The following is a 20,598-nucleotide window of genomic DNA, read 5'->3' as shown; positions in this document are numbered from 1 at the left end:
GGGAGCGGTGCCGGATCCGCTGGACGCTCTAGGTGACGAGAAGACCCGTAAGGAGATCCGTCATGACGGACGACACACTCGACCAGCCCTCGGTCCACGCCCTGCTCGCGGACGGCCGCACGGTCCGCATCCGCCCGGTGCGGCGCGACGACCACGACCAGCTCCAGGGGCTGTACGAGGAGATGTCCCCGGAGAACCTGCGCCTGCGGTTCTTCGCCGCGAGCCGCCGATCGGCCGCGAGGGCCGCCGACCGGGCCTGCGCCCCGCGCCACTTCGGCTACCGGGCGCTGCTGGCCGAGACGGAGGGCCAGGTCATCGGCCTCGCCGAATACGACACCGGCGGCACCGAACCAGACGCCCGCACGGCCGAGATCTCCATCGCGGTCGCCGACGGACTGCACCACCGCGGCGTCGGCACCCTGCTCATCGAACATCTCGTCTCGGCCGCCCGCGCCGAGGGCATCACGACCTTCACCGCCGACGCGCTCAGCGAGAACCACGAGGTGCTGCGGCTCTTCGCCGACCTCGGCCTGCGCACCGCCCGCCGCTTCGAGGGCCCGGAGGTGCGCTGCACCATCGCCCTCGACGACAGCGACACCTACCTCACCGCGGTCGAGGAACGCGGCCGGGGCGCCGACATCGCCAGCATGGAACCGCTGCTGCGACCGCGTGCGGTCGCCGTCGTCGGCGCCGGACGCAAGGCCGGCTCGGTGGGCCGGGCCGTGCTGCACCAGCTGCGCACGGGCGGCTACACCGGGCAGCTCTTCGCGGTGAACCCCGGCGCGCACGCCATCCTCGGCGTGCCCTGCCACCCTTCCGTCACCGCGCTGCCCAGGACGCCGGACCTCGCGGTGCTCGCCGTACCGGCCGCCGCCGTCCCCGCGACCGCCGAGGAGTGCGGCAAGGCGGGCGTGCGCGCCCTCCTCGTCGTCACCGCGGGTCTGGACGCGGGCCAGGCCAAGGCCCTGCTGGCGGCCTGCCGCGAGCACGGCATGCGCCTCGTCGGCCCCAACTGCCTCGGCCTGTCGAACACCGACCCCGCCCTGCACCTCGACGCCACCTTCGCCGCCGGCCACCCGCGCCCCGGCACCGCGGGCGTCGCCGTGCAGTCCGGCGGCGTCGGCATCGCCCTGCTCGACGGGATGTCCCGGCTCGGCATCGGCGTCTCCTCCTTCGTCTCCCTCGGCGACAAGTACGACGTCAGCGGCAACGACATGCTCCAGTGGTGGGAGAGCGACGGCCGCACCGACCTCGCCCTGCTGCACCTGGAGTCCTTCGGCAGCCCCCGCGCCTTCTCCCGCACCGCCCGCCGCGTCACCCGCCGGATGCCGGTCCTCACGGTCGACGCCGGCCGTACCGAGGCCGGACGACGCGCCGCCGCCTCGCACACCGCGGCCGCCGCCACCCGCACCATGACCCGCGGCGCCCTGTTCACCCAGGCCGGCGTCACCGCCACCCGCTCGGTCGGCGAACTCCTCGAAGCCGCCGCCCTGTTGCACTCCCAGCCGCTGCCCGCCGGACCCCGCGTCCTGATCGTCACCAACGCGGGCGGCGCGGGCGTCCTCGCGGCCGACGCCTGCGCCGAGGCCGGGCTCACGCTGCCGACGCCCACCCCCGAACTCATCGACGCACTGCTCGCCGTACTCCCCGAGGGCGCCGCCGTCGGCAACCCCGTCGACGCCACCGCGGCCGTCTCGGAGGGGCAGCTCATGGACTGTGTGGACCGGATCATGCGGTACGGCGGGATCGACGCCGTCCTCGTGGCCCTGGTCCCCACGGCGGTCGCCGCGGCGACCGGCGACGACCTCGTCCGGGCTCTCACCGGCGCCCCCGGGCGGAGGACGAAGCCGGTCGCCGCGGTCCGGCTGGAGCAGGCCCTGCCCGTCGAGCTGCTGCCCACCGCGCAGGGCGACGGCACCGTGCCGTCGTACTCCGAACCCCAGGCGGCGGCACGGGCGTTGGCCCACGCGGCCCGCCGTGCGGCCTGGCTCGCGCGCCCGGCCGGTACGGTCCCCGACCTCGACGGCGTGGAGACGGAACGCGCCCACGCCGCCGTGGAGGCCTGGCTGCAGGCCCATCCGGACGGCGGCTGGCTCGACCCGCGCGACTGCGCCGAACTCCTCGACTGCTACGGCATCCCCCAGCTGTCCTGGGCATGGGCCGACACCGAGGACGCCGCCGTCCTCGCCGCCCAGCGGCTGCGCGGTGCCGACGGCCGGGTCGTGATGAAGGCCCACTGGCCGGGACTGCTGCACAAGAGCGCCGAGCACGCGGTCCACCTCGACCTGCGCGGCGACGCCCAAGTACGCGCCGCCTACCGCGACTTGGAGACCCGGTTCGCCGGCCTGCTGACCGGAGTCGTCGTGCAGCCGCTCGCCGACCGCGGCACCGAGCTGTTCGCGGGGGTCGTGCAGGACGAGGTGTTCGGACCACTCGTCCTCTTCGGGCTCGGCGGCACCGCCACCGAGATCCTCGCCGACCACGCCGCCCGCCTCGCCCCGCTCACCGACCACGACGTGCACGACCTGATCACGGCACCGCGCTGCGCCCCGCTCCTCTTCGGAGCCGGCGGCGCCCGGCCCGTGGACCTCGCAGGCCTCGAACAACTGCTGCTGCGGCTGTCCCGCATGGCGAGCGACCTGCCGCAGCTCGCCGAGGCCGACTTCAACCCCGTTCTCGCGACACCGGGCGGAGCCAGTGTGCTCGATGCGCGCCTACGCCTGCTGCCCCGCAGGCCCCACGACCCGTATCTGCGCCGTCTCCGCTGAGGAGGGACAACGATGAAGCACAACAAGGTCGGCTCCGTCATGACCACGGACGTCGTCCGCGCCCAGTACGGCACGCCGTTCAAGGAAGTGGCCCGGCTGCTGGGCGAGCACCGCATCAGCGGACTGCCGGTGGTCGACGAGGACGAGAAGGTCGTCGGCGTCATCTCCGAGACCGATCTCATGGTTCGGCAGGCCGACGCCCCGGACCCCTACGAACCGAAGAAGCGCTTCCGGTTCGCCGCGCTCACCCGCCGGGGCCGTGCGCGGGCCGTGAAGGCCAGGGCCCGTACGGCAGGCCAGTTGATGACCACGCCGCCCGTCACGGTCCTCGCCGACGACACCATCGTCGAGGCCGCCCGCACCATGGCCGAGCACCACATCGAGCGGCTGCCCGTCCTGGACGAGGAGCAGCGCCTGGTCGGCATCGTCACCCGCCGCGACCTCCTCCAGGTCTTCCTGCGGCCCGACGCCGAGATCCGTGCCGCGGTCATCGACGAGGTTCTGATCCGCGCCCTGTGGCTGCCGCCGAGGAGTGTCGAGGTGGCCGTGGTCGAGGGCGTCGTCACGCTCTCCGGACACATGGAACGCAAGAGCGAGACGGAGATCGCCGTCTCGATGACCCGCCAGATCGACGGCGTGGTCGATGTCGTCAGCAAGCTCACCTACCGCCTCGACGACTCCCGTGTGGAGCCCGCGGCACAGGCGCTGCACGGCATCGGCGACGACTGGCTGCGCAAGCTGTGAACTCACGAACCCAAAGGTCGAAAGGAGGTGGGCCGTCATGTCGGGTGGCGTGCTGGTCGCCTACGGGACGACGAACGGATCCACCGCACAGATCGCGGAGACCGTCGCCGAAGTGCTGAACAAGGCGGGCCTGCAGGCATGGGCCCGGCCGGCCGCCTCCGTCGCGAGCGTGGCCGACTACGACGCCGTGGTGGTGGGGGGAGGCTTGTACGCGGGGCGCTGGCACCGGCACGCACGCCGCTTCGTCCGCCGCCATCACCGCGCACTCGCCGAGAAGCCGCTGTGGCTGTTCAGCAGCGGACCGCTGGACGCCTCGGCGTCGGAGAAGGACATCCCGCCGGTGCCCGGTGTCCGGCGGGCCATGACCCGGCTCGACGCCCGCGGCCATGTCACCTTCGGCGGCCGCCTGGTGGAGGGCGCCCGGGGGCGCATCGCCAAGATGATCGTCCGCAACGGAAAGGGCGGCGACTTCCGGGACTTCGCCCGCATCGAGGAGTGGGCCCAGGGCATCGCCGACGAGCTGACGAAGGACGCGACAGGGAGCTGAACGGGCGGCGAGAGAGCCGATCCGCCAAGGAGTGAGGAGAGATGGGAATGATCGAGCTGCTGCACGGCCGGCCGACCCTGCCCGACCTGTTCGGCTGGGTCGAGGCCGGGCACCCCGGGACGCACGGCGTCCCCGGACTGCACGCGATCCGCGTCGAGGAGCACCTCACGGACGAGGCGTACGTGCTGCGGGCCGAGCTCCCCGGCCTCGACCCCGCGCGGGACGTCGAGATCACCGTCGAGGGAGGGCTGCTGACGCTGCGCGCCGAGCGCGCCGCGGAGCTCACCGAGAAGCACCGCACCGAGTTCCGGTACGGCACCTTCGCCCGCTGCGTCCGGCTGCCGGCCGGGGCGAAGGGCGACAAGGCGACCGCCGTGTACCAGGACGGCGTGCTGACGATCACGGTCCCGGTGCCCAGGGCGAAGTCGGGCACCACGACCATTCCGGTGCGGCACGGCTGATCGGGGTCCGTGCCGCCACGTCCGCGCACCCGGACAGGGGAGGCCCGGGTGCGCGGACGCCTGTCGGCTGAAGGAACCCTCCGGCAGGCCCGCGGGGCCGACCGGCCCATGCGTGGCACGGTCCGGAGGGCCAGGCTGGAGCTGAGGGGGAGAAAGGCAGGCATGTCATGAAGGGCTTCGTCTTCCACGGGCCCGGACAGTCCTCCTGGGAGGACGTCCCGGACCCCGGTGTCAAGGAACCCACGGACGCGATCGTCCGCGTCGACACCGTCACCATCTGCGGAACGGACCTGCACATCCTCAAGGGCGACGTGCCCGAGGTCCGCCCCGGGACCGTCCTCGGGCACGAGGCGGTCGGCGAGATCGTCGAGGTCGGCGGAGACGTCCGCACCGTGCGCCCGGGGGACCGCGTCCTCGTCTCCTGCATCACCGCCTGCGGGCGCTGCCGCTACTGCCGTGAGGGCGGCTACGGCCAGTGCCGGGGCGGCGGGGGCTGGATCCTCGGCCACCTCATCGACGGCACTCAGGCCGAGTACGTACGGGTCCCGTACGCCGACCTGTCCGTCCACCCGCTGCCCAGCACCCTGGAGAGCCAGGACGCCGTGTTGCTGGCCGACATCTTCCCGACGGCCTACGAGGTGGGCGTGCTCAACGGGCGGGTTCGGCCCGGGGACACCGTCGCTGTCGTCGGTGCCGGTCCCATCGGGCTGGCGGCCGTGGCCACGGCCCGGCTGTTCGCCCCCGAGCGGATCGTCGTCGTGGACCTGGCCGCGTCCCGGCTGGAGGCCGCCCGGTCGTTCGGCGCCGACGCGGTGGCCTTCGCCGGCGAGTCTCCCGAGCAGCTGATCGCCGACCTCACCGACGGACTCGGCGCGGACGTGGCCATCGAGGCCGTCGGCGTGCCGGAGACCTTCGAGCTGTGCACCCGCATGGTGCGGCCCGGCGGGCACGTGGCCAACGTCGGCGTGCACGGCAGGCCGGCCACCCTGCACCTCGAAGAACTGTGGATCAAGAACCTGACCATCACCACCGGTCTCGTCGACACCCACTCCACACCCACCCTGCTGCGGATGGCGGCCGCCGGTCGGCTGCCGACCTCGTCGCTGGTCACCCACACCTTCCCGTTGGACGCCATGGAAGAGGCGTACGACGTCTTCGCCCGCGCCGCTGACACCGGCGCGCTCAAGGTGGTGCTGGGCGGGCCGCGGCACGACGTCGTCGCCGTACCGGCGGCCTGACGGCCCAAGGGGCCCTGGCGCAGGGGACGTTCGGCCTCTGCGGCGGGGTCCCGGCGCGGCGTGAGCGTGAGGCTGACGGGGAGGACCACTGAACGGGCGCGCGGGAGGTGCCATGGACGCGTCCAACCACCCTTTGCCGTCCGCACTGCGCGCCGTGCACGACCGGACGGCGGCTGCCTGCCACGGTTGCGCCGGACGGCCGGGGACGGCTCCGTCGTCGGCACCCGCAGGACCCCGCCGAGGCACGGCTCGTCTTCCAGTTCTGACCAGTTCCCTGGGCCCGGGCGCCCCGGGTCCAGGGGGAGAGGCAGCAGATCATGGCCACCGTCACCGTGGGAGCCGTACGGGAAAGGGCGCCCGGCGAACGCCGCGTCGCCCTCGTCCCCGAGACCGTCACCCTGCTGCGCCGAGTGGGCCTCGACGTCCTCGTCGAGACGGGGGCGGGGTCCGGCGCCTGGTTCACCGACGCCGACTACACCGCCACCGGCGCCGAGACCGTGGCGGCCGAGGACCTGTACGCGCGGGCCGACGTAGTGCTGTGCGTGGGGCCGCCGGACGCGGCGACCACCGCCTCCCTGCGCTCCGGGCAGACCCTGGCCGGGCTGCTGGAGCCGCTGCGCCACCCCGATCTGGTGGCGGACCTCCACCGGCGCGGCGTACGCACCCTGAGCCTCGACCTGCTGCCGCGCACCCTCAGTCGCGCCCAGTCCATGGACGCGCTGACCTCGCAGGCCTCCGTCGCCGGGTACAAGGCGGCGCTGCTGGCCGCCGAGTCCTACGACCGGTTCTTCCCGATGCTGACCACCGCGGCGGGCACCATGCGCCCCGCCCAGGTGCTGGTCCTCGGCGCCGGAGTGGCCGGGCTCCAGGCGATCGCCACCGCCCGCCGCCTCGGCGCCGTGGTCACGGCGTACGACGTACGCCCCGAGTCACGAGGGGAGGTGGAATCGCTGGGTGCCCGGTTCCTCGATGTCAAGAGCCCTCCGCACGCGGGACCGGGCGCCGGACTCGGCGGTTACGCAAGGGAGTTGACGGACCAGGAGCAGCGGGACCAGCGCGAGGCGACGGACGCGCACATCGCGCGCTCCGACGTCGTGATCACCACCGCCCAGGTCCCCGGCCACCGCCCCCCGCTGCTGGTGAGCACGGCGGCGCTGGAGCGGATGAAGCCGGGCTCGGTCGTCGTCGACCTGGCGACGGGTGAACTCGGCGGGAACGTCGAGGGCTCCGAGCCCGACAAGACCGACGTCCTCGACAACGGGGTCACCGTGATCGGGGCCGGCCGGCTGCCGTCCGCGATGGCCACCGCCGCGTCCACCGCGTACGCCCGCAACCTCGTCGCACTCCTGCGCCACCTGGTGCGTGAAGGCGAACTCGTCCTCGACCCGGCCGACGAGATCACGGGAGCCCTGATGGGAGGCGGACCGTCATGAACGACCTCGACCTGCTCACCGCGATCACGGTGTTCGTGCTGAGTGTGCTGGTCGGTATCGAAGTCATCAGCAAGGTCCCCGCGACCCTCCACACCCCGCTGATGTCCGGCTCCAACGCCGTGCACGGCATCGTCGTCGTCGGCGCCATGCTGATCGCGGCCGAGTCGCACAGCTGGCTCGGCTACACGCTGGCCTTCGTGGCGATGGTCTTCGGCGCCATGAACGTCGTCGGCGGATACGTCGTCACGGACCGGATGCTGAGGATGTTCAGGACCAAGCCACCGGCCCACGAGAAGACGGAGGTGTGAGCCGCCATGACCACTGTCTCCGACACCGTCCACTACGTCTTCCTGGCCGCGGCCGCCTGCTTCGTGCTCGGCCTGCACCTGATGAACCATCCGCGCACGGCACGCCGCGGCAACACCCTGTCCGGCACGGCCATGAGCGTCGCTGTCGCCGCCACCGTGTGGCTCGTGGCCGACGAGGGCGCCATCAGCCGCACCGGCTGGCTGGTGCTGGCCGGTGGTGGGCTCCTCGGCGCGGCGCTCGGGCTGTGGGCCGCGCGCGAGGTGCGGATGACCGCCATGCCCCAACTGGTCAGCCTCTTCAACGCCGTCGGCGGCGGGGCCGCCGCGCTGATCGCCGTCAACGACCTGCTTCAGGCCGACACCCCGGCTGCGATCGGAGCCCGGGTCTCGGTCCCCGCGGCACTCGACATCGTCATCGGCGCGGTCACGTTCTCCGGCTCACTGATCGCCGCGGGCAAGCTCCAGGGCGTCGTCTCCGGCGCGCCGGTGGTGTTCCCGGGGGCACGGCTGCTGAACGTACTGCTGCCCGCCTCCTTCGTCGCCGGCACGGCCTGGCTGGTGCTGGCTCCGGAGTCCCGCACCGCGCTGTACGGACTCACCGTGGTGGCACTGCTGTTCGGCGTGACGATGGTGCTGCCGATCGGCGGGGCCGACATGCCGGTCGTCATCGCCCTGCTGAACGCCTTCACCGGCTCCGCGGTCGCGATGGCGGGCTTCGTCCTCGACGAGACCGCGCTGATCATCGCGGGCATGCTCGTCAGCTCCTCCGGCGGCATTCTCACCAAGCTGATGGCCGACGCCATGAACCGGTCCGTCGCCAACATCGTGGTCGGCGGCTTCGGCACCGGCGACGGTGCCCCCACGGCAACCGGATCCGGCGTCCCGGCTCAGGTGCGCTCGGTCTCCGCCGACGACGTGGCGATCCAGCTGGCCTACGCGAGCAAGGTCGTGCTCGTCCCCGGTTACGGTCTCGCCGCCGCGCAGGCCCAGCACGAACTGGGCGACCTGGCCGAGCTGCTGACCGATCATGGCGTCGACGTCAGCTACGCCGTCCACCCGGTCGCCGGCCGGATGCCGGGCCACATGAACGTGCTGCTGGCCGAGGCGAACGTGCCGTACACGCAGCTCAAGGAGATGGACGAGATCAACCCCGAGTTCCCGCAGGCGGACGTCGCCCTGGTGATCGGCGCGAACGACGTGACGAATCCCATCGCCCGCCGCCCCGGCAACGCGATCTCCGGGATGCCGATCCTCGACGTGGACAAGGCGAAGAGCGTCGTCGTCATCAAGCGCTCCATGGGGCACGGCTACGCGGGCGTCGACAACGAGCTCTACACCGACCCGAGGACCGGCATGTTCTTCACCGACGCGAAGAAGGGGCTGGCCGAACTCAAGTCGTCGGTGGCGGAGTTCGTCACCTGAGCGTGGCGCCAGGGCCGAGCGGCTCCCCGACGGGACCGGTCGGCCCACGCGCGGCGGGGTCGCGCGGCGGGACGCTGGAAGTGACGAGAAGTCATGAGGCACGAAGAAGGAGGGAGACATGAGCGGCATGATCGAGCGGCTGCCCCTCTGGCCCACGCTGCCCGACCTGTTCGGCTGGGTCGAGGGCGGGTTGCCCGGGGCGCACATGGCCGTCGGTACGCACGGCATCCGGATCGAGGAGCACCTCGCGGGCGAGACGTACGTGCTGCGGGCGGAGCTGCCGGGGATCGACCCCGCCAAGGACGTCGAGATCACTGTCACGGAAGGCGTCCTGACCTTGCGGGCCGAGCGCGGTGAGGAGACCGCGGAGAAGCACCGCACGGAGTTCCGGTACGGGACCTTCACCCGTTCCGTCCGGCTGCCCGCCGGAGCCAACGGCGACGAAGCGACCGCGGAGTACAAGGACGGCGTCCTGACCATCACGGTCCCGGTGCCCGAGGCGAAGGCAGGCACCCGGACCATCCCGGTGCGGCACGGCTGAGCACGGGTTCCCCCAGGCCGCACCCTGTGCGCAGCCGGCGTTTCCATCCGGCTGCGCACACGTATTCCCCCTGTCGGCGAGACGCTCGGCAACGGAGGGACCACCACGCCCGCCACCGCGCACGACGCGATTCCCCGGCCCGTCACGCCGGGACCCGAGACGGCGGCCCTCGCCCGCTTCTGCCGGGACATGACCTGGACCGGCCGCGTCGAAGCGGGCGGGACGGGACCCGGCACACCGGCGATGACCGCACGCGGCCGGGGCAGCCACGAGTCCGTCCAGGACGGCCGCTGGATCGTCGGCACCTACGAGCAGGACCAGTACCTGCTCGACGGCACCCCCGTCCTGACCTGGCAGCTCCTCTGGGTGGTCGGCTGGGCCCCGCAGACCGGTGACTACCGGGCCACCCTCGCCGACGACTACGGCCGCGTCGGCGTGATGCGAGGCCGTATCGACGGCGACCGGCTGACGTTCGAGCAGATCGGCGGCGAGTCGCTCCGGCTGCGCCTGGTGTGGGACGCGACCGACCCGCAGGACCTGGTGTGGAGCAACGAGATGTCGGCCGACGGCGGACCCTGGACGCTCGTCGAGGCGTACCACTGCACACCGGTGGGGCACCGACCGCAGGACGTATGAGACGCCCATGCGCAGGCGGCCTGGTGCCCGTCCGATTCGGCCATCCCTCACCGGGCACCTCACCCGCCCGGAGAAGGGCAGTTGCGGTAGGTGCGACGACGTCGGAGCGCAACTCACGTCACCGGTGGGGCGGTTGCACGGGAGGCGGAGGGGGTTCGGCTGTGCCTCCGACGGTGTGTCAACCGTGGCCGAACGGTCCTCCGGTCGGTGCCGGACGGCCCATCCACGGGGAGCCGTACGGCACTTGGGGCGCCCCGACGGACGGAGTTGGCTGGAAGTGTCGTAGGAGGCTGTCATGAGTGCCGAGAACGCGACCATGAACAGGCCGTACCGGCTTCGCCGCACGCTGGTCCTCGCCACGGCCGTCGTGTTGGCGTCGTCCCTGGCCACCGCGTGTGGACAGGACGACGGCAGTGGGGCCACCACGCCCGCCGGGGCCGACCGGACGAGCGCGCCGGGCACGGACGGCACGGAAGGGGCGACCGGGAACGGCGACACCACCCCGGGCGAGGGCGGCGCGACCGCTCCCACCATGCCCGGAACGCCGAACGGCCCGACCATGCCGTCGGTGCCGACCATGCCGGGCCAGGGCCACCGTCAGATCCGTACCTCCGTGTACTTCCTGCACGGGGAGCAGGTCTCGCCGGCGCCGCGGACCGTGGCCGCGCCGACCACCGCGGCCGGTGCCCTGCGTGCCTTGCTGGCCGGGCCCAGCAAGTACGAAGCCCGCAACGGTCGCACCACGGCCATTCCCTCGGGAACGGCACTTCGCTCGATCGTGGTCCGCCGGCACGTGGCGACGATCGACCTTTCCGGGCGCTACGACGACGGCGGGGGAAGCCTGTCGATGCAGGCCCGGCTCGCGCAGGTCGTCTTCACCGCGACCCGGTTCCCGTCGATCGAGAAGGTGCGGTTCGAGCTGGACGGCAAGCCGGTGACGTCCTTCGGCGGCGAGGGCATCGTCCTCAACCACCCCGTTGGCCGTGCCGACTTCGAGGACCTGGCCCCGCAGATCCTCGTGGAGTCGCCGCTGATCGGCGACTCCGTCCGGACCCCGGTGCGGGTGTGGGGCAGCGCCAACACCTTCGAGGCGACGTTCAAGCTGAAGATCACCGACGCGGCCGGGCGTACCGCCGCCGACGTCTACGTCACGGCCACCTCCGGCACCGGTACCCGTGGCACGTTCGACGTCACGATCCCCTACCGGGCGACCCGGTCCGGCGCCGGGACGCTGACCGCGTACTGGAACTCGCTGGAGGACGGTCACGCCGTGGTCGAGGACACGATTCCGCTGACGCTGCAGCGGTGACGGGAGGAAGCACAGCGCCGGGCGCGGGCGCCGAGGGGCGGGGCACGGTCCGTGCCCCGCCTCTCGGGTGGCGGCGTGGTGAGCGGGCACGGCGGAATGCCGTCCCGCTTCGGTCACGCCTGGATCCATGCCTGGAGCGGCCTGGCCGGCTCCGCGATGTCGTCGGCGGCGACGTCGCGCAGCCGGATGGCGAGGTCCTCCAGGGCGCGGCTCGCCGCGAGCTCGTCACCGATCTCCGGAACGGGCCGGTCGATCGGGTTGCGGCGGGCCAGTCCCCGACCCGTGAGGTTCGAGGTGTCCCGCGTGGCCAGGACGGCGCGCGCATGCGTCTCGTCGCCTTCCTCGCTGATGTAGATGTGAACGGTCCACTGCTTCGCTTCCATCGTGATCACTTCCGTCCCGCTTCTCGTCCTCCGTTTCCAGCCTGCGCCCGCCCCGGCAGCCGGTCCAGGAGTCGAACGGCCCTCAGCACCGGGATCAGGGCTCCAGCTCCACGCTGACCTCGGGCGGCTCGTGCAACGTGTTGTGGACGGTGCAGTGCGAGGCGACGGCCAGCAGGGCGGCCCGGCGCTGCTCGGACAGGGCGGGCGGCAGGGAGATGACCACCCGGACGGAACCGACGCGGGCCGGCCGGTCGGTGGACATGGCGAACTCCGCGTGCACCCGCAGGCCCGCGTGGTGCAGACCGTGCCGCTTGAGGTACCGGCCCGCGTAGAAGGCGACGCAGGTGGCCAAGGAGGCGGCGAAGAGCTCGGTCGGCGTGGGTGCGGTGTCCGTGCCACCCGCCTGCGTGGGCTGGTCGACCAGCAGCTGGTGACCGCGGACCTCCACCGTGTACGCGTCACCGTGGACGTGCGTGACGTCCAGGCTGTGCACCTCCACCTCCGACGGCCGGGCCGTGGAAGGAGTCTGTTGCGCCGTACCGGTCATGATCGAGCCTCCCTGCTCCGTGCTCCGTGTCGGCACTTCCAGTGGAGCTCGCGCGTGAGGGCCGGGGGAGGGGCCGACAGGCCGAAGCCATACCCGGGTGGGTACCTGTGCCAGGGACCTGCGGCCCATGCCCCCGACATGCCGCCGACACGACAGTGAAGACATGAGCACACACATCGTGGTTCTCGGCGGGGGCACCGCCGGTACGCTCACGGCCAACCGGCTGCGGCGGATGTACGACGCGGGCGAGTGCCGGATCACGGTCGTCGACCAGGACGACGACCACGTGTACCAACCGGGCCTGCTGTTCGTGCCGTTCGGTCTCGCCCAGCCGCACCATCTCGTGCGCTCCCGGCCCCGCCAGCTGCATGCCGGCATCGACTACCAGCGCGCCCGCATCGACCGCGTCGACCTCGACGCACGCACGGTCCACTTCGCGGTCGGCGGCTGGGTGTCGTACGACGTCCTGGTGGTCGCGACCGGAGCCCGGCTGCTGCCGGAGGAGACCGAGGGGCTGACCGGTCCGGGCTGGGGCGAGAACGTCTTCACCTTCTACGACCTGCCGGGCGCCGTGGGCCTGCATCACGCGCTGGAGCGCTTCCAGGGCGGCCGAGTCGTGGTGAACGTGGCGGATCTGCCGTTCAAGTGCCCCGTCGCGCCTTTGGAGTTCACCTTCCTCGCCGACTGGTACTTCCGGCGCTGCGGTGTCCGCGACCGCGTGCAGCTGACGTACGCCACCCCGCTGGACGCCGCGTTCACCAAGCCGGCCGCGGCGAAGGCGCTGGGCGGACTCCTGGCGGACAAGGGCGTCGAACTGGTCACCGAGTTCACGCTCGGCGAGGTCGACGGTGCGGGCGGGCGGCTGGTGTCGTACGACGAACGCGAGGTCCCCTTCGACCTGGCCGTGGTCGTGCCGCTGCACGGCGGCGCGGCCTACGTGGACCGCTCCCCGGGACTCGGCGACGAACTCGGCTTCGTCCCCGTCGACCCGCACACCCTCCAGCACCCCGACCACCCCGAGGTCTTCGCCATCGGCGACGCGGCCGGACTGCCCGCCTCCAAGGCGGGCTCGGTGGCCCACTTCGAGGGTGCGACGCTCACCGGCAACATCGCCCGCCTCCTGGCCGGGCGGCCCGTGGAGCCCTCCTACGACGGCCACACCAACTGCTTCGTCGAGACCGGCTTCCACAAGGCCCTGCTGATCGACTTCAACTACGACACCGAACCGCTGCCCGGCCACTTCCCGGGCGCCGTCGGCCTGCCGCTGCTGAAGGAGTCGTACGCCAACCACCTCGGCAAGCTGGCCTTCGAGTGGCTGTACTGGCACACCCTGCTGCCTGGCCGGGAACTGCCCGGTATCGGCGCGGAGATGCCCGAGCAGGGCAAGTCGCACAGCCTCGCCTGAGCCCCGCCGACTTCGAGGAGAGGACCCGACCATGCCCACCGCCACCTACGCCGACACGGCCGTCCCGGTCGACGACGAGGGCTTCTTCACCGACCCCGGCCGCTGGAGCGAGCCGATGGCCGAACAGATCGCCCACGAGCAGGGCATCACCGAACTCACCGACCGGCACTGGACGGTGATCCGCTTCATGCGCGAGCAGTACGCCGCCAAGGGCACCGGCCCCACGGTGCGCGTCCTCGGCAAGACCTCCGGTGTGAGTGTCAAGGAGCTGTACCAGCTCTTCCCCAAGGGCCCGGCGAAGACCGCCGCGAAGATCGCCGGGATTCCCAAGCCGCGCGGCTGCATCTGAGAAGGGGTCCGCGATGGCCGCCACCGCCACGATCGAGAAGGTCTCGATCATCGTCTCGAAGGGGTCCCTGGAGGGGATCTACCCGGCCCTGATCATGGCCAACGGCGCGCGCGCCGAGGGCATCGAGGCCGATCTGTTCTTCACCTTCTTCGGGCTGGACGCGATCACGAAGAAGCGCTGGGAGCACATCAAGCTGGCCACGGTCGGCAACCCCGGTCTGCACCTGCCGACCCTGCTGGGCGGCCTGCCCGGGGTCCCCGACCTGGTCACCCGGTACATGGAACGCAAGATGGAGACGCTCGACATCCCGCCGATCCCCGAGTTCATCGAGATGATCGCCGACACCGGCGCGGGCATCTACGCGTGCAAGGCGTCCGTCGACCTCTTCGAACTCGACAAGGACGACCTCGTGGAGCAGGTCCAGGGCATCATCACCGTCGGCGAGTTCTACGAGCACGCGGCCGGCGGGCAGATCATCTACACCTGACTGCCGTCTTCGGTGCCGCTCTCGGTCAGGGTGGCCTGCGCCAGGAGGAGGTGCGCCAGGGTGCGTGCCTCCTCCGCGGTGAGGGCCGCCCACACGCCCGGTTCGCCGCCCTGGTCGCGGCCCACGTCCAGGGCGATCCGCCGGATGGGGCGACCCACGGGCGGCAGCCGCAGGCCGTGCACGGAGATCCTGCGCCCGCAGGCGGTCACCAGGGAATCGCTCTCGCCGGCCGGACGCCGGTCAGGTCCTGACGTCGCCATGATGCTCACGCGCCTCCTTGCGGCCGGTAGGCCCAGGTGGATGTCGCCCTTGCCGGGCAGGGCATCAGGAACAGCGTCGGCCGAGGCCGGATTGTTCCTCGTCGATGTCTGCCCGTGCCCTGTTCGCCGCCGCGAGGGCGGTGGGCGGGACATCCCTCGACGAGACCCTCTGCACGCTCGGTGGCGCTACGTACATCGAGCACCCGAGGCAGCTCGCCGACTCACCGACGCAGCTGCTCGCCGGTCAGCCGGCTCGCCGGCGCCGCTGTGATCGGACCCGCGTGGCCGGCATCGATGCGGTGCCCGATGTGCGCGGAGACCGAGACCACGCCGTCGACGCTGCGGCACAGCCGCTCGATGACGGGGACGAGGCTGCTCACCTCCACGGATCCCCGCAGGGTCACTTGTCCTTCGCGTACCTCCACGGTCACCTCCGAGGGCGCGAGGCTCAACGTCCGCTCCAGCACGTCCCGGGTGATCTCGTCACGGATCGCGTCGTCACGGCGCAGGAAGATCCGCAACAGGTCGCTCCGGCTGACGACTCCCGTGAGCCGGCCCGCCTCGTCCACCACGGGCAGCCGTTTGACGTTCCGCTCCGCCATGAGCCGGGCCGCCTCCACCACGCTCCACTCCGGACCCGCGCACACGGCCGGAGCCGACATCAGCTCCTCGGCCCTGGTGCCGTCGGCCGTGGGGCCCGCGGAGCACTTGCGCAGCAGATCGGCCTCGGACACCACGCCCAGCGGGCGGTCCATCTCGTCCACCACGGGCACGGCGGTGATGTCGTGATCGGCCAGCAGCTTCACGATCTCCTTGAACGACGTGTCGTACCGGACCCGGACGACACCGTGGGTCATCAGATCGGCGACAGTACGGTGCTGCATGTCGCTCCTCCCTTTCCCGAGGGGACGGCCCGACGGCCGTCACATGTCCAGCGTGTCAGGAGCCGACCGTCCTCAGCAGAGCCGCTCAGGACCGTTCGAGGGCCGGACGGCCCGGAAACCGGGCTGTTCGGCCCCCCGGGATCAGGGTTCTCGACCCCATGCGCCGGGGCGCCGCGCGTGCCACGGTGGGTTCAGGAGCCGACCTCTGAAGAAGCGGGTGGAGATCATGCGAGCTCAACTGGGTGATGTCCTCGTCGTCGAGAGCCCCACCACCGGCGTGACCAAGCGCGACGGGGAGATCGTCGGGCTGCACCACGAGGACGGCACACCCCCTTACGACGTGTGCTGGTCGGACACCGACCGGGTCACGCTCGTCTTCCCCGGGCCCGACGCGCACATCCGCCACGTCGTCCACAGTCAGGAGAACCCGGCCGTCGAACGGGGGACGACCGGCACGAACTGAACCCCGCCGCGACACCGGCGCGTCCCGGCTGCGGAGCCATGGAACCGGTGGGGCACCGAATCGCGTCGGCCCGGCAGCTTGCGTCAGGCGATGGTGACGCTGTCGTCGAGGTAGACGTCCTGGACGGCGTGGAGGAGGTCGATGCCTTCGCCGGTGGGCCGTTGGAAGGCTTTGCGGCCGGTGATGAGGCCGGTGCCGCCGGCCCGCTTGTTGATGACCGCGGTGCGCACGGCCTGAGCGAGGTCCCCCTGGCCGCCCGACGCGCCGCCGCTGTTGATCAACCCGACGCGGCCCATGTAGCAGTTGGCCACCTGCCAGCGGGTGAGGTCGATGGGGTGGTCGGTGGTGAGCCTGTCGTACAGCAGGTCGTCGGTCCTGCCGAAGCCCAGCGCGCGGTAACCGCCGTTGTTCTCCGCCTGCTTCTGCTTGACGATGTCGGCCTCGATGGTCACGCCGAGGTGGTTGGCCTGGCCGGTGAGGTCGGCCGATGCCGAGTAGTCCACACCGTCCTTTTTGAACGCCGAGTTGCGCAGGTAACACCACAGGACCGTGAACATGCCCAGTTGGTGGGCGCGTGCGAAGACCTCGCTGACCTCCTGCAACTGACGGTCCGACTGCTGTGAGCCGAAGTAGACCGTGGCGCCGACCCCGACCGCGCCGAGGTCGAAGCACTGCTCGACATCGCCGAACATGATCTGGTCGTAGTGGTTCGGGTGGGTCAGCAGTTCGTTGTGGTTGAGCTTGACGATGAAGGGGATCCGGTGCGCGTGGCGCCGGGAGACCGCCCCGAGCACGCCCAGCGTGCTGGCGACCGCGTTGCAGCCGCCCTCGACGGCGAGTTCGACGATGTTCGCCGGGTCGAGGTAGCGGGGGTTGGCGGCGAACGCCGACGCCGCCGAGTGCTCGATGCCCTGGTCGACCGGCAGGATCGACACGTATCCGGTGCCGGCCAGGCGGCCGTGGTCGAAGAGCGACTGCAGGCTGCGCAGCACGCGGGGTGAGCGGTCGGTCGCCGCCACGACCCGGTCGACGAAGTCGCGACCCGGAAGGACCAGATCCTCGCGCGGGATCCCTCGAACGGTGTGGGTGAGCAGGTCCTTGGCCTCGTCGCCCAGCAAACCCTGGATGTCGGTCATCACTCCACCTCTCCTGTCGCCCGGAAGCGCGGCTCCCGGTCAACCCTGGGGCGCGGCGCCGCCGTCCGGCAGAGCCCGTCGGGCCCTCGTCGAGGCCGAACGGCCCTGTGGCGGCAGCAGGGTGAACCCTCGAACCCCTCGTACAGCGACGGGGGCCGCCAAGTCGGTCCTCGCCTTCGCGCCGGTGAGAGGCGCACGGACGATCTCCGTGCCGCGCAGGCCACCACCGTGCCGAGGCCGCCGTGGCCGACCGCGTCCACGGCGTGCAACCGGAAGCGCGATGCGGGCGTCCGCCCGGGTGCGCGCGGTGCTCGCTGCGGCACCGGCGCGGGACTCACTGACGTTCGCGCCCCCCCGCGCGGCGTGACCGGGCCAGCGCCCCCTGACCCTGCGGGGCGCGCTCACCACGGCCCCGGGGAGAACACCAAGGGGGTGCAGTACGACGTGGCTGCCCGGCGGCCGGGCCGTCATGCGCGGTGAGCGCGACGGCCCTGATCACGAGCCGATCGAGCAGGCCCAGGACTGCTCGGGTACTGCCCAGGGCCCCGCGGCACGTCGTTCGGGCCGGGTGAGGGGACCATCGGCCCCTACTCGCGCCGAACGACGTGCGGCAGCGTCGGTGGTAACCGAGTGGGGAGGCCCGCCATGGCCGTCACCGATGCGCAGCAACGGTCCGGCTCGCCACGGGGCGGCAACATCGCGGCGATCTCCGTCTCCGGACTGGTGAAGACGTTCGGCCGGACGCGCGCCCTGGACGGCCTCGACCTGACCGTGGCCACCGGTGAGGTGCACGGCTTCCTCGGCCCCAACGGCTCCGGCAAGACCACCACCATCCGGGTACTGCTGGGCCTGCTGCGGCCGGATGCCGGCGAGGTGCGGCTGCTGGGCGCCGACCCCTGGCGCGACGCGGTCGCCCTGCACCGGCGACTGGCCTACGTGCCCGGCGACGTCAGCCTGTGGCCGAAGCTGACCGGCGGCGAGATCATCGACGTCTTCGGGCGGATGCGTGGCGACCTCGACCGGGCCAGGCGGGACGAGCTGCTGGAGCGGTTCGAGCTGGACCCCACCAAGAAAGCGCGCACCTACTCCAAGGGCAACCGGCAGAAGACCGGCCTGGTGGCGGCGCTGGCATCCCGTGCCGAGCTGCTCATCCTCGACGAACCGACCTCCGGCCTGGACCCGCTGATGGAGACGGTCTTCCAGGACTGCATCCGCGAGGTGAAGGCCGAGGGGCGCACCGTGCTGCTGTCCAGCCACATCCTCGCCGAGGTCGAGACGCTCTGCGACCGGGTCGACATCATCCGGTCCGGCCGCACGGTGGAGAGCGGCAGCCTCGCCGAACTGCGCCACCTGACCCGCACCTCCATCGATGTCTCCACCACCCGGCCGCTGACGGGGCTGCGGGAGCTGCCGGGCGTGCACGACATGCGCGCCGACGGCGACCGGGCCCGCTTCGACGTCGACACCGACCGTCTCGACGAGGCTGTACGCCACCTCACCGGCTTCGGGATCCGTACCCTCACCAGCCGGCCGCCCACGTTGGAGGAGTTGTTCCTGCGCCACTACGGCGACGAGCCGGCCGAGGAGCGCAAGCCGGCGGACGGTCATCTGAACGGGGCCGGGCGATGACGGCCCTGCCGGTGGAACTGACCGGCACCGGCAGACTCACCCGGCTCCTCCTGCGTCGCGAACGTGTCCGCGTCGCCGTCTGGATCGTGGCGACACCGCTGCTGGTGCTGCTGACCGCGGCCGGCGTCAAGGAGCTCTATCCCACGCAGCACGACCTCGACGTGGCGGCCCGGGGCACTGAGGGCAACGCCGCGGCCATCGCCTTCAACGGACCGCCCCTGGCCCTGGACACACTCGGCGGCGAAGTGGCCTTCCAGACCGGCACCCTCGGCCTGGTCGTCGTCGCTCTGATGAGCATGTTCACGGTTGGGCGCAACACCAGGGGCGAGGAGGAGGCCGGCCGCACCGAGCTGATCCGTGCCCTGCCGGTCGGCCGCCACGCGGGCACCGCCGCCGCCCTCATGGCCGCGACCGGCATGAGCGTGGCTGTCGGCGCCGCGGTGGCGCTCGGCCTGGTCGCCATGGACCTGCCCACGACCGGATCGCTCGTCCTCGGGGCTTCCTTCTGCGCACTCGGGATCGTCTTCGCCGCGATCACCACCGCCGCGGCCCAGATCAGCGAGAACACCCGCGTGGTCCACGGCGGCACCGGTGCGGTGCTGGGCGTGGCCTTCGTGCTGCGCGCGGTCGGGGACATGGGCGACGGCAGGCTCTCGTGGCTCTCGCCCATCGGCTGGGTGCAGAAGACCCGTCCCTACGCGGGCGAACGCTGGTGGCCCCTGCTGGTCGCGGCCGCCAGCGCAGCCGGGGCGATCGTGGTGGCGGCACGGCTCGCCGCCCGGCGCGACCTCGGGGCGGGCCTCGTGCAGCCCCGCCCCGGCCCGCCGCGTGCCGCCCCCGCCCTGGGCCGCCCGCTGGGCCTGGCCCTGCGGCTGCAGCGAGGCGGCCTCATCGGCTGGAGCAGCGCCGTGTTCCTCGCGGGGCTCGCCTACGGATGGGTCGCGGACGACGTCGAGGACTTCGTCGGCGACAACGACACCGTGCGGGACCTCATCGCCAGCTTCGGCGGGGCCAGTCTCACCGACGCCTTCCTCACTCGCTCACTGCTCACCGTGGCGCTCGTCGCCACCGGCTACGCCGTCCAGTCCGCGCTGCGGCCGCGCGGTGAGGAGAGCGCACTGCGTGCCGAACCCGTGCTGGCCACCCCGATCTCACGGCGCCGCTGGGTCTCCGGTCACCTGACCGTCTCTCTGCTGGGCAGCGTGCTGGTCCTCGCCGCGGCGGGATTGGGAACCGGTCTCGCCTACGGTCTGGTCAGCCACGACCTGCGTCAGATCCCCCGCCTGCTGGGCGCCGCACTTGTCTACGCCCCGGCGTTGTGGGTGCTCACAGGGCTCACGACCGCGCTGTTCGGACTGCTCCCGCGGGCCGGCGCCATCGCCTGGGCGATGCTCGGCCTCTGCCTTGTCGTCGGTGTCCTCGGCGATGTCCTCGACCTGCCCGGCTGGGTCGCCGCCCTCTCACCGTTCGAGCACGTCCCGCAGTTGCCCGCCGATCATCTGACCGCCACGCCACCCGCGATCCTGACAGCGATCGCGGCCGCCCTGGTCACGGCGGGCCTGACCGGCTTCCGTCGACGTGACGTGGGATAGGCGCGCGAGCGATCATGCTGGGTGGGAAACGTGTCAAAGGCGCTCCACGGGTGATC

The 20,598-nt window shown here is 72.1% G+C and carries 21 protein-coding genes and 1 pseudogene; 17 read left to right on the top strand and 5 right to left on the bottom strand.

Translation table 11 applies throughout. The features are described 5' to 3' along the window. Window positions 1–62 precede the first annotated feature (62 nt). From EJC51_RS04670 to EJC51_RS04620, 11 genes are all read left to right on the top strand, one after another. A complete protein-coding gene (locus tag EJC51_RS04670) occupies window positions 63–2,768 on the top strand; it encodes a bifunctional acetate--CoA ligase family protein/GNAT family N-acetyltransferase (RefSeq protein WP_126269830.1) in 2,706 nt (901 codons plus the stop codon). 12 nt (window positions 2,769–2,780) lie between these two features. Next, complete coding sequence (locus EJC51_RS04665) at window positions 2,781–3,512, top strand: CBS domain-containing protein (RefSeq protein ID WP_126269829.1); 732 nt, start codon at window positions 2,781–2,783, stop codon at window positions 3,510–3,512. A 37-nt stretch (window positions 3,513–3,549) separates the two neighbouring features. Further along, window positions 3,550–4,059: a flavodoxin domain-containing protein gene (locus EJC51_RS04660; protein ID WP_126269828.1), complete on the top strand. Its 510-nt coding sequence runs from the start codon at window positions 3,550–3,552 to the stop codon at window positions 4,057–4,059. Between the two features lie 41 nt (window positions 4,060–4,100). Next, a complete protein-coding gene (locus EJC51_RS04655; protein ID WP_341870637.1) occupies window positions 4,101–4,520 on the top strand; it encodes an Hsp20/alpha crystallin family protein in 420 nt (139 codons plus the stop codon). Between the two features lie 167 nt (window positions 4,521–4,687). Further along, complete coding sequence (locus EJC51_RS04650) at window positions 4,688–5,758, top strand: zinc-dependent alcohol dehydrogenase family protein (protein WP_126269827.1); 1,071 nt, start codon at window positions 4,688–4,690, stop codon at window positions 5,756–5,758. Between the two features lie 317 nt (window positions 5,759–6,075). Continuing rightward, window positions 6,076–7,191, top strand: coding sequence for an NAD(P) transhydrogenase subunit alpha (locus tag EJC51_RS04645; protein WP_126269826.1), 1,116 nt, complete (start codon window positions 6,076–6,078; stop codon window positions 7,189–7,191). After that, a complete protein-coding gene (locus tag EJC51_RS04640) occupies window positions 7,188–7,499 on the top strand; it encodes an NAD(P) transhydrogenase subunit alpha part 2 (RefSeq protein ID WP_126269825.1) in 312 nt (103 codons plus the stop codon). The genes EJC51_RS04645 and EJC51_RS04640 overlap by 4 nt, the downstream gene beginning before the upstream one ends. 6 nt (window positions 7,500–7,505) lie before the next feature. Then, on the top strand, window positions 7,506–8,921 hold the full coding sequence (locus EJC51_RS04635) for an NAD(P)(+) transhydrogenase (Re/Si-specific) subunit beta (protein ID WP_126269824.1): 1,416 nt from the start codon (window positions 7,506–7,508) through the stop codon (window positions 8,919–8,921). Window positions 8,922–9,039: 118 nt separating this feature from the next. After that, on the top strand, window positions 9,040–9,462 hold the full coding sequence (locus tag EJC51_RS04630) for an Hsp20/alpha crystallin family protein (RefSeq protein WP_126269823.1): 423 nt from the start codon (window positions 9,040–9,042) through the stop codon (window positions 9,460–9,462). Between the two features lie 189 nt (window positions 9,463–9,651). Beyond that, window positions 9,652–10,098, top strand: coding sequence for a DUF1579 family protein (locus tag EJC51_RS04625; RefSeq protein WP_126269822.1), 447 nt, complete (start codon window positions 9,652–9,654; stop codon window positions 10,096–10,098). Between the two features lie 295 nt (window positions 10,099–10,393). Beyond that, window positions 10,394–11,407 (top strand): GerMN domain-containing protein, encoded by a 1,014-nt coding sequence (locus tag EJC51_RS04620; RefSeq protein WP_244362491.1) that lies wholly within the window; start codon window positions 10,394–10,396, stop codon window positions 11,405–11,407. A 113-nt stretch (window positions 11,408–11,520) separates the two neighbouring features. Here the strand turns inward: EJC51_RS04620 and EJC51_RS04615 are convergent, their stop codons facing one another. Both EJC51_RS04615 and EJC51_RS04610 read right to left on the bottom strand, forming a co-directional pair. After that, window positions 11,521–11,790, bottom strand: a complete 270-nt coding sequence (locus tag EJC51_RS04615; RefSeq protein WP_126269821.1) for a DUF1876 domain-containing protein — start codon at window positions 11,788–11,790, stop codon at window positions 11,521–11,523. Between the two features lie 94 nt (window positions 11,791–11,884). Then, a complete protein-coding gene (locus tag EJC51_RS04610; RefSeq protein WP_207924918.1) occupies window positions 11,885–12,337 on the bottom strand; it encodes an OsmC family protein in 453 nt (150 codons plus the stop codon). Window positions 12,338–12,500: 163 nt separating this feature from the next. Here EJC51_RS04610 and sqr point away from each other — a divergent pair, with 163 nt between their 5' ends. Genes sqr through EJC51_RS04595 form a run of 3 tightly spaced genes read left to right on the top strand, consistent with a single transcriptional unit; the run spans window position 12,501 to window position 14,578 of the window. Beyond that, the gene (gene sqr / locus EJC51_RS04605) at window positions 12,501–13,742 is read left to right on the top strand and encodes a type III sulfide quinone reductase, selenoprotein subtype (RefSeq protein WP_126269820.1); all 1,242 of its coding nucleotides are present in this window, start codon (window positions 12,501–12,503) and stop codon (window positions 13,740–13,742) included. Window positions 13,743–13,773: 31 nt separating this feature from the next. Beyond that, window positions 13,774–14,091 carry a TusE/DsrC/DsvC family sulfur relay protein gene (locus EJC51_RS04600; RefSeq protein ID WP_126269819.1) on the top strand — a complete coding sequence of 106 codons (318 nt, stop codon included), beginning with the start codon at window positions 13,774–13,776 and terminating at the stop codon, window positions 14,089–14,091. Window positions 14,092–14,104: 13 nt separating this feature from the next. After that, window positions 14,105–14,578: a DsrE/DsrF/DrsH-like family protein gene (locus tag EJC51_RS04595; RefSeq protein ID WP_126269818.1), complete on the top strand. Its 474-nt coding sequence runs from the start codon at window positions 14,105–14,107 to the stop codon at window positions 14,576–14,578. On the opposite strand, the gene EJC51_RS04590 is transcribed toward EJC51_RS04595, so the two are convergent. Both EJC51_RS04590 and EJC51_RS04585 read right to left on the bottom strand, forming a co-directional pair. Beyond that, window positions 14,569–14,838 (bottom strand): hypothetical protein, encoded by a 270-nt coding sequence (locus EJC51_RS04590; protein ID WP_126269817.1) that lies wholly within the window; start codon window positions 14,836–14,838, stop codon window positions 14,569–14,571. The two genes, EJC51_RS04595 and EJC51_RS04590, sit on opposite strands and share 10 nt — an antisense overlap. A gap of 221 nt (window positions 14,839–15,059) precedes the next feature. After that, the gene (locus EJC51_RS04585) at window positions 15,060–15,722 is read right to left on the bottom strand and encodes a CBS domain-containing protein (protein ID WP_126269816.1); all 663 of its coding nucleotides are present in this window, start codon (window positions 15,720–15,722) and stop codon (window positions 15,060–15,062) included. Window positions 15,723–15,948: 226 nt separating this feature from the next. Between EJC51_RS04585 and EJC51_RS04580 the strand changes: the two are divergent. Continuing rightward, a pseudogene (locus EJC51_RS04580) lies at window positions 15,949–16,137 on the top strand (DUF1918 domain-containing protein); the annotation flags it as partial. Window positions 16,138–16,268: 131 nt separating this feature from the next. Here the strand turns inward: EJC51_RS04580 and EJC51_RS04575 are convergent. After that, entirely contained in the window at window positions 16,269–17,321 is a 1,053-nt protein-coding gene (locus EJC51_RS04575) for a class I fructose-bisphosphate aldolase (RefSeq protein WP_126269814.1), read from the bottom strand. Between the two features lie 645 nt (window positions 17,322–17,966). Here EJC51_RS04575 and EJC51_RS04570 point away from each other — a divergent pair. Then, on the top strand, window positions 17,967–18,950 hold the full coding sequence (locus EJC51_RS04570; protein ID WP_166682825.1) for an ABC transporter ATP-binding protein: 984 nt from the start codon (window positions 17,967–17,969) through the stop codon (window positions 18,948–18,950). After that, window positions 18,947–20,542: an ABC transporter permease gene (locus EJC51_RS04565; RefSeq protein ID WP_126269813.1), complete on the top strand. Its 1,596-nt coding sequence runs from the start codon at window positions 18,947–18,949 to the stop codon at window positions 20,540–20,542. The genes EJC51_RS04570 and EJC51_RS04565 overlap by 4 nt, the downstream gene beginning before the upstream one ends. Window positions 20,543–20,598 lie beyond the last annotated feature (56 nt).

The organism is Streptomyces aquilus, assembly GCF_003955715.1.
In the GTDB taxonomy this organism is placed as follows: domain Bacteria; phylum Actinomycetota; class Actinomycetes; order Streptomycetales; family Streptomycetaceae; genus Streptomyces; species Streptomyces aquilus.
Note: the sequence above shows the minus strand (reverse complement) of the source record. Positions and strands in the feature narration are given on the sequence as shown.